Below are 13,342 nucleotides of genomic sequence, written 5' to 3'. Positions count from 1 at the left end.
TAACCAGATTATACCGGAACTTTGGCTAAAAAGCTTGTTTTAAGACAGACCCTAGTATCACCTCACACCCTCATCATACTATTAATTGGCACAAATAACAGCGCTTTCACCCTAGTCAACCCGAAACTTGCTATCACCGGTTTCGAGGACCTCCAATGTAGCGGCTAGACCGCCCTCAACGAGGTTCTTAACGGCTTCATCAGTATAGTAGGCGATGTGGGGTGAGTAGACGATCTTGTCGTTATCGAGGACCTTTTGGAACAGTTGGTCGTCAATCTGCTTTCCCCGCATGTCGTTAGGGACGTAGGGGCCTTCTTTTTCGTAGACGTCCAATCCAGCCGAATCTAGCAGTCCCTCGTCTAGTGCCCGCAGGAGGTCGGCCGTGTCAACCAGGGCGCCGCGGGCCATATTAACCAGGATAGCTCCCGGTTTGAACTGCTTGAATAGGTCGTAATTGAACATGTGGTGGTTCTCAGCGGTGGCGGGCATGTGGATGGTGACAATGTCGGCGTCCTTAACCGCGGCGTTGACGGAATCCTGGTAGTCAATGAAGGAACGGAGTTGGACGTTTGGGTAGAGGTCGTAGCCAACGACCTTAGCGCCAAAGCCGTGGAAGAGCTTGGCGGTCAAAGCCCCAATGTGGCCGGTTCCGATAACGGCCACGGTCATGTTACCGACAACCCGGCCCTGAATTGGCGGCTGCCAGGTGAAGTTGTGTTCCCTGACTCGTTGCTGGATTCGCGGTACCCGCCGGACCAGGTCTAAGGCGGTCGTCACCGCGTACTCGGCGATTGATTCGGGTGAATAACTCGGGATGTTAGTGATGATGATCCCATTCTTCTTGGCCTTTGCTAGGTCGTACATATCAAAGCCGGCACTCCGTTGGGCAATTTGTTTGATGCCAAATGACTTTAACTTTGCGTAGGCGTCTTCGGGTAGGTCCGCGACTTGCAGGGTTGTGACCCCGTCGTAGCCCTTGATTCCGTCGACGGTCTGTTCATCGATGATTTCGTCCGTCATATCAACCCTAACGTGGTGGGTACGGGCCCACTGTTGGGCGATTGGTTGCTCCTCGGCGCGGGCGCCAAACATCTTGATCTTTGTCATTTAAAATTCCTCCTCATAAATGTGAACGCTTCCATATTCGATTATATCAATCAATAGAGACCGATACCAGCAACAGACTTTAAATAATTAAGTTACAACAGGCCAGAATTGAGACCTGCTCTTGATTTAAAGACATAATTTCCGGATAATAATAAATTATTAAAATGAAATGGCTAAACTCGCTTATTTTATAGCCAGAGAAGGAGAAATTGTTAATGAGTAAGATTTTTGCATATGGTATTCGGCAGGATGAAGAACCATTCTTGAAAAAGTGGGCCGGTCAGCACCCGGAAGTTACCCTTGACTACACTGACCAGTTACTGACCCCCGCAACCGCCAAACTTGCCGCAGGCGCCGATGGGGTGGTTGTTTACCAGCAGTTGGACTACACGCCAGAAGTCTTACAAGCATTAGCAGACCTGGGAATTACCAAGATGTCCCTGCGGAATGTTGGGATCGACAACATTGCCCTCGACAAGGCGAAGGAACTCGACTTCACCATCACCAACGTTCCGGTCTATTCGCCAAATGCCATCGCTGAACACGCCGCCATCCAAACGGCCCGCATTCTCCGCCAGACCAAGGTAATGGACGAAAAGGTGGCTAAGGGTGACCTTCGCTGGGCCCCAACAATCGGTCGGGAAGTCCGCGACCAAACGGTGGGGATCATCGGTGCCGGGCACATCGGCCAGGTTTACATGAAAATCATGGAGGGCTTTGGCGCCAAGGTGATTGCCTACGACCTCCGCAAGAAACCGTTCTTAGAAGAACAGGGTTACTACGTGGACTCCCTCGATGACCTCTACGCCCAGGCGGATGTCATCTCGCTCCACGTTCCCGCCATCAAGGAAACCACCAACATGATCAATGATGAGACCATTGCCAAGATGAAGGACGATGCGGTCTTAGTAAATGTTTCACGTGGAGCATTGGTTGATACTGATGCGGTCATCCGGGCCCTTGATAGTGGCAAGCTGTACGGCTTTGTCTTGGATACCTACGAGGATGAGGTGGGTATCTTCAACCAGGACTGGACGGGAGCGGAATTCCCCGACGCCCGCTTGAACGACCTGATTCACCGGCCAAATGTCTTGGTAACGCCGCACACCGCCTTTTACACCACCCATGCGGTCCGCAACATGGTTGACAAGGCTCTTGACAATAATTTAGCCATGGTGACGGGGAAGCAGCCCGCAACACCAGTTGAGTTTTAAGAAAAAAGCAACCTAAGAGCTGGTCTTGGGTTGTTTTTTCGATAAGAATGAAATAGATTTTATCTTTTTGGTGATTTTGCAACAAGAACGAAATAGATTTTATTCTTTTGGCACTTTTGGGGTAAGAATGAAATGAATTTTATTCTTTTGAAATTTAGCAATATAAATTAAGTTTGAACTTCATTAGTTAGAAATGCCAAGGGCTTAACAAAAACGTGAGCATGACAGCTGCTTAATGGCTGCGTGCTCACGTTATTTCTTAATCTGGTACTTGCTTGGGGCCGGCTTGAACTGGACGGTTTGGTACTTGCACTTCGCCGGCATGGTGATGGTAAAGCCACCGTCAGACCCCGCCTTGACCTTGCCCGTTGTCGGCTGGGGAACAATTTGGCTTTGAATCTGGACCCGCTGATTAGGCCGGACAAGGAAACTAGTTTGGCTGGCCGCCTGGTTGCGGGCCCGCCGGTTGGTTAGGTAGCGGTGGATCAGGCGGGGAGCCCGTTGCTCCGCTGTCGTTGCCTGGTCATCCACGATGGGCTTACCGCCCGCCGCGAAGTCTTCAACGGGGACATAGATGACGTGCCCACGACCGTTGAAAATTGCGAACTGGTGCTTTGTCTGGTAGGCCCCGGGATTGATGTAGGTGACCTGGTAAGCCTCGTTTTTCGGTGGGGTAAAAGAAGCCGCGTGGGCCCGGCCGCTGACGATGGCCCCGACAACCATTGCCGTCAGCACTAGGATGATATTTCGTAAGGACCGCATTTGTCGTGCTCCCTTCTACTTGACCAGGGGACCCATGAAGTTGTTTTTGACCCCGGCCTTCATGGGGAACTTATGGGGATCCAAGTTGAGCTCGAAGGCGTAGCGGTTCGGGTCACAACCATCGTGGACCTTGACTTTTCCCCGGTACTTAAAGCCGAACTTCTTGGCGGCCGCCTGCATTGCAGCGTTTTTCTGGTGGGTCCCCAGGCGGAAGTTGCTGACCCCTTTCATCTGACCGACCGTTACCAAGTTAGACAGCAAAAAGCTGCTTAACTGGTGGCCCCGGTACTGGTCGCCGATGGCCAGCCGGTGGATTACCAGGTAGGGGTCTGTCGAGTTGGCCCATTCTCCCTGGCTGATATTTTCAAAACTCTCCTCTGGTGACGGCTGCAGTGAAGCCACCCCAGCAAGCTGATTATCAACGATGAGGGCCCAGGAAAGGTGGTGGGTGATGTCGTTGATAATGGTGGCCGTCGTTGGCTGCCCATCCTGCCACTGGGGATTTCCAGAATTCTTCAACGCCTGCCGGGCCCCGGCAATCACCTCCTCGATTGCGGGAAGGTCATGCATGTGTGTGGGCCTGAGAAAAATTGCACTCATAAGTTAACCGCCTTTCTGTCCTTTTGCTGATCATTATTACCGAACATTCCCTGATATGCAAGCGCGGCTGTTGGTTCGCTCCAGCTGATGAGTTAGAATAATAATGGATACGCAAAAGGAGGGGACAGCATGGCTTTAACTTGGGAGATTGTTCGTTGGATACTACTGACGATCGTTATCATTAACGAACTGGCGGCGATTTTTACGGTCTTTCGTGAAAAACGCGACATTGCCGCTACCTGGGCCTGGCTTTTGGTGCTGACCCTTATCCCCGTCATCGGCTTCATTATCTACGCCTTCTTGGGCCGGAAGCCAACCCACGGGCAGTTGAACCGGATCAAGTCGCAGACCCGACTCAAACTAAAGGAAGCGGTGGAGCGGCAGAAGAAGCAGTTCAAGAACATGCCCAAGCCCAAGCACTACATCATGCAGGTGTACCGGCGGACGGTGATGCTCTTCCAGAGTATCGACGAATCCTTCTTGAGCCGCCACAACCACGTCGACGTCTTTACCGATGGCAACGTGCTCTTCTCCCGGATGTTTGATGAGATTGCGGACGCTAAAAAGAGCATCCACATTGAATTTTACACGATCTACAACGACAAGATTGGTAACCACTTGCGGACCCTCCTGGAACAAAAGGCGGCCGAGGGGGTCGAGGTCCGGGTCCTCTATGACTCCTGGGGGTCCATGGGGGTCAAACCCAGCTTCTACGCAAACCTCCGCGAACTGGGCGGGTACGCCACGCCCTTTCTGATGGCCCGGAGTAACATCTTTGACTTCCGGATCAACTACCGGGACCACCGTAAGATCGTCGTCATCGACGGGCAGACGGCCTACATTGGTGGCTTTAACATCGGGGACCAGTACCTGGGTCGGTCGCCGAAGTTCGGCCCCTGGCGTGATACCCACCTCCGCGTGGTCGGTGGCGGGGTCTACGGGATGGAGCGGCAGTTCATCGGTGACTGGAACGCCTCCGTCCAGAAGAAAACCTCAGTCATTAAGCACTACCACCCCTACTTCCCGCCAATCAAGGTCAGAAACGGTAACACGGCCCTACAGACGGTGTCGAGTGGGCCAGAAGGGGAGCTGGAGAAGATCAAGATGGGCTACCTGCGCCTGATCAACGTGGCCACGGACCACATTTGGATTCAGACCCCGTACCTGATTCCTGACGACAGTATTCTGGATGCCCTCCAGGTCGCGGCCCACGCCGGAATTGATGTCCGGATCATGATTCCGTGCAAGCCCGACCACCCCTTTGTTTACCGAGCTACCCAGTATTATGCCCGGGCGCTGGCCAACCAGGGGGTCACGATTTACACTTACCAGAAGGGCTTTCTGCACGCCAAGACGATGATGGTGGACGGCCGGATCGCGTCGGTCGGGTCTGCCAACCTCGACTTCCGGAGCTTCAAGCTCAACTTCGAAATCAACGCCTTCATGTATGATTCCCAGCTGACGGACCAGCTGGAGCAGATTTACGTCAATGACATTCGTAACTGCCGGGTCATGACTCCGGAGCGGTTCGCTGATCAGTCCCACTGGCTGAAGTTCAAGCAACGCTTCTCCCGGCTGCTGTCACCGATTTTGTAGCATGGGCGTCTAGTGTAATATTTGAGAATTTAATAGCGGGTGAGAAAAGCAATAATTTTCTCACCCGTTTGCAGCTTTAAAAAGAGAATATACGTTCGCTAGTATGATAAAATATGGTTAGCATTTCAAAAGAAGGGACGAGTGCTTGTGGGTAAGCTTGGATTTGTTTTAGGAACGGCTGCTAAGGACCACCAGGAGGTCTTAGTCGACCAGATCGCGGACCAATTAAAAACCGCACCACGGGAGGACATTTTTTTCTACATTGTCCCCAACCACATTAAGTTTCAGACGGAAATTGACGTTTTAAGCAGCCTGCGGGCCCGGCAAGGGAAGGGGAACACGGACCGGTTCGCTTCTTCCCGGGTCCAGGTTCTTTCCTTTAGCCGGCTCGCCTGGTTTCTTTTGCGGGACAGCCCGGCGCTGCAGCAGGCCCGCCTGTCTAAAATTGGCCTAACAATGCTCGTTGCCAAGGTCGTCCAGGACCACGCCGCTGACCTCCAGCTGTACGCTAGCGAGGCCCAGCAGCCCGGCTTCATTCAGAAACTCACGGACCAGCTGACGGAGCTGGCCAACGCCAACATTTCAGCGGACGACCTGACCATAATTCTCCAGCAGGCCCAACGTGACCAGCAGGGGAGTCGAGCCTGGCTTGCCAAGATGCACGACGTCGAGCTGATCTACCACGCCTATGAAGAGCGGGTAGTCGGTCATTTCCTGGGAAATAATGAACTGTACCAGCAGCTATCCCAGTACCTGGCGCAGGAGCCGGCAAGTAAGCACATGCACTTCTTCATCGACCGCTTTGCCCAGTTCACTCCCGGTGAGCAGCAGGTGGTCAACGCCATGATCATGAACGGGGACTCGACCACCGTTTCCCTGGTCCTTGATCATGGTTATCCTGACCAGGACCACCCCGACAAGAGGGCACTGCCGGGGGTCACCGACCTCTTTTATCCGGCGGCGATGCAGTACCACCGCCTCTATGAATTTGCGGCCCAGCACCCCCACGAGGTCACGATCCTGCCGAACGTCTTATTTGCCAGCCGGCCCCGGGTTAGCCCGACCCTCCAACAGGTTGATGGCTTCTTTGCCAACTACATTAAGCGGCCGTTGAACCTCGCCGATGGGACCCCGCCGACGGACTCGACTGACCTGCAGTTTATCACGACGGCCAACCGCCAGACGGAACTCGACCGGGTAGCGACGATGATCCACCAGCTGGTCCTGAGCGGGAAGTACCGCTACCGGGACTTCCTGATCTTGAGCCGGCGTCTGGACAAGTACCAGACGATGATTGCCCCGGTATTTGCGAGCCACGAAATCCCCATCTTTAACGACCACGAGCGGCGGATGGACAACCACCCCCTCGTGACCCTCTTGACGGCGCTCTTTAATTTGCCCCTCTACGGCTATCGGACAACGGACATCATGCAACTGCTGAAAACATGGCTCTTTGCGGAGTACAACCCGCAAACAGGGGACTACCAGCCACTGGACCAGGACGCCGTCTTTGCAACCGAAAATTGGTGCCTGAAGCGGGCAATCGACGGCCGCGGGACCTGGGAAAAGGCGGATTCGGTCCTCTGGCAGGTTGGTGGGGCCACCGACTCACCGGCTACTGACCTCCAGGCCCAGCTGACCCACGTCCAGGGCTTTGTTGCCCACCAGGTGATTGCCTTTTTGAAAGAGCTAAAGGATATCAAGACCGGACGAGAACTCGCTAGTCGCCTCTACCAGTTCCTGGTTGACAACGGGGTCACTAAGCGCCTCGCCGACTGGCAGAAGTACCAGAGCGATAAGAACCTCGACCTGGCCCGCCAGCCCCAGCAAGTTTGGGCGACTTTTTGTCAAATCCTTGATGAATACGTCCAAATCCTCGGCGACACGCCCGTCACCGCGGATAACCTCACGACGACCTTGACTAACTTTAGCGAGCTCCTCCAGGCCGGCTTTGCTGCTGCCCAGTACTCGCAGATTCCGGCCACGATGGACCAGGTGATGATTTCGGAAACGGGAATTGTCCAGAACCAGGACCGCAAGATTGTCTTCCTGATCGGGTCGACGGATGACGTTATGCCGGAGATTCAGCCGACAGAGGGTCTTTTGACCGATGACGACAAGGCCATTTTGGATGACTACCTGGACGATACGACCCAATACCTACCGAACGGGACCAAAAACCAGCTGCAAGACGAACGCTTCCTTCATTACTCGGGGATGCTGACGGGAACCCAGCGGCTCATCATGACCGCACCAGCCGAAAACAGCGAAGGGGCCCCACTGACCCGGTCGCCATACCTGGACGACATGGCCCAGTATTTCAAGCAACCCGTCCAGAACTTCCCGCTGGTAACGAGCACTGTCGGCCAAGCTGACGCCCACCCGTACTTGAGTGCCCCGACCGCGACGATCAGTAAACTGGTCCAGGTTGAACGGCAGGCCCGCAACTACGCCCGGACGGCCAAGCGCCACTTTACCCTCAGCCCGAGTTGGCAGGGAGTCCGGCAGGCCCTCGTTGACCTGACGGCCAGGGACCGTAGTTCTGCCGATGCTCGGGCCCAGGAACGGGGGCAAAAGCTGACGGCCCACCTCCGCCTTGTTGCGGCCGGCTTTAACTACCGCAACCGGGTCGATGACCTTGACCAGCAACTGGCCGCGGCCCTCTACCTCCGGCACAGCCACGGTCAAAATATCCTCTACTCGTCGATTTCCCAGCTGCAGGATTACTACGTCAACCCGTACGAGTACTTCCTCAAGTACGGCTTGCGTCTGCAGAAACGCGACCAGCTGACCATGTCCGTGGACCGGATTGGGACCTTCTTCCACAAGGCAATGGAGTGGTTTGTCAGTGCCGTTAACCAGGACGCCCAGCTCGACTTTGCCCAATTGGCCAGTGACCCGGACCAATTAAATGACCTGATCAATAAGGCTTTGGACGTGTCCAAGAAGGACCAGCCGGACCTGTCAATCCTGACGGCCAGCTCCTTTCAGGCGGCCTTCCAGTACAAGCAGCTCACCGGGATCGTAAAAACGATGCTGACGGTCCTGTGCTATCAGGCTAAGTACACGGCCGCCCGCCCGCTGGATACTGAAATTCGCTTCGGGCGCTTGGGGGCCGCGAAGAAGGACGACTTACGGCCGCTGGAGTATGACCTGAAGCCGCGCAACACGCACATTTACCTCCGGGGACGGATTGACCGGGTCGACCAACTGACCCAGGACCAGACCGGCTACCTAACCGTGGTGGACTACAAGTCTGGGAACCGGACCTTTGACCTGACCGCAGCGTACTACGGGCTTTCCCTCCAGCTGCTGTCCTATCTAAACGCCATTGCGGCTAACCGGGACCAGCTGCCCCAGCGCCTCCAGACATCTCGTCCCGACCTCCAGCTCGCCGGGGCCCTCTACCTTCACCTTAGCAACCCCCTGATTAAGGCGGCCAGCGTTAAGGATGACACGGACCTGACCGCATTGCGGCTCCAGCAGCACCAGTACAAGGGCCTCCTCTTAGACGACCCGGCCCTGTTAAAGCAGTTGGACAAGAACCTGGCTAACCAGTCCCTAGTCTACCCGCTCAAGATGAACAAGGACGCGGCCATTTCGGCGAAGAAGGACGCCCTCTTGGTTACGCCTGACCAGTTGACCTGGCTGCAAAACCGCAACAAGCAGCTGATCATCGATGCCGGGAATGACATCCTGGCCGGGCGGGTCGCCCTGCGGCCTTATCGTCTCCTTGAAGGGAGCAAGTGGAAGACCGGCCTGGATTACACCGACTTTCAGGACATTTACCAGTTTGATAACATGCTCGATCAGCAAAACTACCGGCTGTTGAGTGCCCGACTGGCGGAAGAGGAATTTAAGCAGTTTAACGAAGACGATGAAAAGGGAGGAAAACAGTAAAATGGCAACATTTAACCCCACCCCTGCCCAGCGCCAGGCAATTAGCGACCGGGACCAAAACATCATTGTGTCGGCCTCAGCCGGGTCCGGAAAGACTGCGGTCCTGGTTAACCGGGCCGTGGACTTAATTAAGGATGGTCGGGCCCAAATCGATAACATGTTGATGGTGACCTTTACCGATGCGGCCGCTAAGAACATGCGAGACAAGATTCGTCACCGCCTGCAAGAGGTCGCCCAACAGGAGCCCCGCCTGCGAGACAAGATGACATCCCAGATCAACCGCCTGCCCCTAGCCGACATTAGTACGATCCACGCCTTTTGTCTGAAGCTGATTCGGCGCTACTACTTCCTGATTGACCTGGACCCCCAATTCCGCCTACTGACCGATGCGACCGAGCAGCTGCTCTTGCAGGAGGATGTTTGGCGTGAGGTGAGTGAGCACTTCTACGAACAGGCTGATGAGTCCACGCCAGACGCGGCCTCCTTTGCCCAACTGGTCCTCAACTTTTCGGGCGACCGGGACGATGCGGGCCTAAACGACCTGGTCTTGAAGCTCGCTGAGATTGCTAATGCCCAGCCGAACCCGGAGGAGTGGCTCAACAGCTTACCGGCGGCGTATGACCTGGGCGATGATGTTCTCCATTCTAAGTTCTTTACTGTCCAACTCCGGCCCCTCGTTAGCCAACAGCTTGACCAGATGGAACGGGACTTTTACGAGTTGCTGCAGCGGGCCCAACAGGATGGCCTGGACAAGGACGCGGCGGTTTTTAAAAGTGACCGGCTCCTGGTCAACCGCCTCAAGGTCGTCCTGGACCCGAACAAGATGAACGTCTCGGATATTTTAAATATCTTAGACCAGGTCAGCTTTGGCAGTTTTAGCGGCCGGCCCAAGAAGGGGAGTGCGGGCTACGAAGAATTTACGGTCCTCAATAAGGAGCGTAACCAGCTCAAGAAGGACTGGCCAAAACAAGTGGCCCAGGTCGACAATCGCCAAGCGGCTCTGGACCTTATCCAGCAATTCACCACCGCCTTTAACAAGCTAAAAGACCGGGCGAAGGCCGCCCAGCTGGCGGACAAGACAATCTCCTCCCTGGAAGACGACCTTGCCCAGTTTGCCCAGGCGAAGGCCGCACTGACACCCGACTCCTGGGATAAGGTCCGGGCAATGTTTACGGGTGCCAAGTTCAAGACGATGGCCCGGGCACCCAAGGATGACGACCTTGCCAAGGCGGTCCACCAGTCACTAACCAAGTCGCGAAAGACCGTCAAGGATCACTTTACCGGCCTGTTGGACCACTTCTTCAGCTACGATGAGCAGCAGCTCCGCCACGTTTCACGGGCGGCCCGCCGCCTGCTGGTCAAGCTGACCCAGGCCACGATTGCCTTCCAGCACGCCTACCAACGGGTCAAGCTTCGGCGCCACGTCCTGGAGTTCAGCGACCTGGAGCACTATGCCTACCAGATTCTGACCCCACCGGCGGACCAGCCAGAGTGGCAGGAACTGGTTGCCAACCTGCAGGATCACTACCGCGAGATCATGGTCGACGAGTACCAGGACACGAACCGCCTGCAGGAGGCCATCCTGATGCGGTTGGCGGGAGAAAACCAGCACAAGCTCTTCATAGTGGGGGACGTAAAGCAGTCCATCTACCGTTTCCGGCAGGCCGACCCGTCGCTATTCATCCATAAGTACCAGCGCTACCGGCAGGACGGCGCGGATGACGAGGCAATCGTCCTCGGCGAAAACTTCCGGTCGATGAAAAACATCACGGACTTCACCAACCTCCTCTTTTCCCAGCTGATGGGCGCTGATGTAGGGGAAATCGAATACGACGAGGATGCTCACCTGAAGTACGCCGCCACCTACTATGACGAAAATGCGGATAACCAGCCGCAGCCGACGGAGATCATGCTCTACGACGCCAACGCGGATCCGGATGCCGGTGAAGAGGACCACGAGGATGACAAGCTGGCCGGCGAGCTCCGGATGGTGGGGATGCGGATTAAGCAGATGGTGGCCAACCAGGAGCAAATCTTCAGCGATGGTAGGATGCGGCCAATCAACTACGGCGACATCGTCCTCCTCGAGCGGACCAAGACCATCAACAACACCCTGATGGAAGAGTTCAGCAAACTTGATATTCCGCTGACCGTTCACGACGTTGAGAGCTACTTCCAGGCGACGGAGGTCCGGGTCATGATGGCCCTCCTACGCCTTGTCGACAACCCCCAGCAGGATATCCCCCTGGTGGCCGTCTTGCGGTCCCCGCTGGTGGGCCTGACGACTGACGAACTGGCCTTTATCCGCCTGCAGAACCGTTCGGCCAACTACTACACGGCCTTGCGGACATTCAAGGTTAACTACGAAGACCCCAGCCGCCACCTTGTCCAGCCGACTTTGCTGAAGGGGGACGGGACAGTTCAGCTCTTGTACGACAAAGTCCGCCGCTTCCTTGACCAGCTGGCGGAATTTCGACAGACCGCCCAGCAGCAGTCCCTAGTTGACTTGATTTGGCAAATTTACAAGCAGACGGGTTACCTGGACTATGTCGGGGCCATGCCCGGCGGGGCCCAACGCCAGGCCAACCTGCACGCCCTCTACCAGCGGGCCCACGACTACGAGCAGAGCAGCTTCAAGGGCCTGTACCAGTTCATCCGCTTCATCGAAAAGATGCAGGAACACGACAAAGACCTGGGGGTAGCGCCTACCCAGCTGGCTGACGATACGGTCAACGTGATGACCATCCACGGTAGCAAGGGTCTCCAGTTTCCCATCGTCTTTTTGATCGATGCAACCCATGGCTTTAACCAGCAGTCAACCAAGGAGACGGCCGTTGTAGACGCGGTCAACAAGGTGGGGATCGAGTACGTTGACCAAGACCGGGTTGAATACGACACGCCCCAGCGTCAGGCGGTCATCAGTGGGGTTCGCCAGGGTGAACGGGCCGAGGATTTGCGGGTCCTGTACGTGGCCCTCACCCGGGCAGAGCAGCGCCTCGTGATCACCGGCTCCTTTAACGAGGAGAACCGCCGGCAAACCCTGACCGGGGCGTGGAACCAGTGGCAAAAGGCCTTCCAGTCTACGGGTACCCTGTTGGGGCCCCAGCTAAGGGTCAACGCCCGGTCCTTCATGGATTGGATTGGGATGGCCCTCGCCCGGTCGAAGCAGTTCCGTGCTAAGCAGGTGGCCCCCACGGGGATGACCTTGGAAGAGGGGGCGTTGGCCAACTATGACCAAGAAGCCGCCCTTTTCAGTGGCCAGCGCTTTACGGTCCGGACCCTTACCGCGGCGGACGTCAACCGGCAACTGGCGGAACTAGGGCAGGCCGCATCAGCAGTTGACGCGGCCAACGCCCCGCAGCCGGCGCCTGGTGATGAGCAGGCCGCCCTCCAGGCCCTGGATTTCCATTACCCATACCCGGTAGCCACGAAGACAACCGCCTACCAGTCGGTTACGGACGTCAAGCGCCTCTTCGAATACCCGGACGATTCCGGTGAGGCCCAGTGGGACTACCGTCGCCAGCAACGGGAGAAGCAGGCCCAGGGGATCTACTTCAACAATGATTTCGCGGTGCCCGACTTTATCAAGCAGGCAGAGCAGACCCCGGCGGCCACCAGCATCGGGACGGCGACCCACCTGGTCTTCCAGAAACTGACGTTGACGAAGGCCGGGGTGACGGTCGCAGCCATTAGGGCCCTCATTGACCAGCTGGTTAGTGACCAGCTGATTGCCCCGGCGGTCGCACCGAAGATCAACCGGGACGGGATCAGTCGCTTTTTCCAAACGGCCGTTGGCAAGAAGGTCCTTGCAACCCCGGGCGGCTACCACCGGGAAGCACCGTTTGCGATGGTGATGAACGGTGCTGAATTATTCAAGGAAATCAAGCCGCAGAATAATGAACAGGTCCTGATTCACGGAATCATCGACGGCTACCTAATGACCGATGACGGAATCACTCTGGTGGATTATAAGACCGACCACCTGGCCGACAGTGATCCGGCAATTGCAACCCAACAGATCGTTGACCGTTACCGGGGACAGCTGAACCTTTACAAGCAGGCACTCAACCTGATGGAACCGGTGCCGGTTGTCGAAATGGGCCTGTATCTGGTAGAATCAGGACAGTTCATAGCAATTTAAAATTAGGTGGGGGTAGTAAACC

At 56.0% G+C, this 13,342-nt stretch carries 7 protein-coding genes; 4 read left to right on the top strand and 3 right to left on the bottom strand.

Annotated features, from left to right (window positions below; all coding sequences use genetic code 11):
• Positions 1–111: 111 nt before the first annotated feature.
• A complete protein-coding gene (locus FD32_RS03515; protein WP_047770106.1) occupies positions 112–1,107 on the bottom strand; it encodes a D-2-hydroxyacid dehydrogenase in 996 nt (331 codons plus the stop codon).
• A 215-nt stretch (positions 1,108–1,322) separates the two neighbouring features.
• Between FD32_RS03515 and FD32_RS03510 the strand changes: the two genes are divergently transcribed.
• The gene (locus FD32_RS03510) at positions 1,323–2,321 is read left to right on the top strand and encodes a D-2-hydroxyacid dehydrogenase (protein WP_047770108.1); all 999 of its coding nucleotides are present in this window, start codon (positions 1,323–1,325) and stop codon (positions 2,319–2,321) included.
• Between the two features lie 252 nt (positions 2,322–2,573).
• Here FD32_RS03510 and FD32_RS03505 read toward each other — a convergent pair whose 3' ends face one another.
• Positions 2,574–3,083 carry a hypothetical protein gene (locus tag FD32_RS03505; protein ID WP_047770111.1) on the bottom strand — a complete coding sequence of 170 codons (510 nt, stop codon included), beginning with the start codon at positions 3,081–3,083 and terminating at the stop codon, positions 2,574–2,576.
• A gap of 15 nt (positions 3,084–3,098) precedes the next feature.
• On the bottom strand, positions 3,099–3,683 hold the full coding sequence (locus FD32_RS03500; RefSeq protein ID WP_047770113.1) for a GNAT family N-acetyltransferase: 585 nt from the start codon (positions 3,681–3,683) through the stop codon (positions 3,099–3,101).
• Between the two features lie 129 nt (positions 3,684–3,812).
• Here FD32_RS03500 and cls point away from each other — a divergent pair, with 129 nt between their 5' ends.
• The 3 genes from cls (at position 3,813) to addA (ending at position 13,320) form a co-directional block, all read left to right on the top strand.
• Complete coding sequence (gene cls / locus FD32_RS03495; RefSeq protein WP_047770115.1) at positions 3,813–5,279, top strand: cardiolipin synthase; 1,467 nt, start codon at positions 3,813–3,815, stop codon at positions 5,277–5,279.
• Positions 5,280–5,426: 147 nt separating this feature from the next.
• Positions 5,427–9,179 (top strand): PD-(D/E)XK nuclease family protein, encoded by a 3,753-nt coding sequence (locus tag FD32_RS03490; protein WP_056962110.1) that lies wholly within the window; start codon positions 5,427–5,429, stop codon positions 9,177–9,179.
• 1 nt (position 9,180) lies between these two features.
• Positions 9,181–13,320 carry a helicase-exonuclease AddAB subunit AddA gene (gene addA / locus FD32_RS03485; RefSeq protein WP_047769837.1) on the top strand — a complete coding sequence of 1,380 codons (4,140 nt, stop codon included), beginning with the start codon at positions 9,181–9,183 and terminating at the stop codon, positions 13,318–13,320.
• Positions 13,321–13,342: the final 22 nt, after the last annotated feature.

This window comes from Limosilactobacillus panis DSM 6035, from assembly GCF_001435935.1.
Taxonomy (GTDB): Bacteria; Bacillota; Bacilli; order Lactobacillales; family Lactobacillaceae; genus Limosilactobacillus; species Limosilactobacillus panis.
The sequence above is the reverse complement of the archived record's forward strand: the minus strand, read 5'-3'. Positions and strand labels throughout refer to the sequence as shown.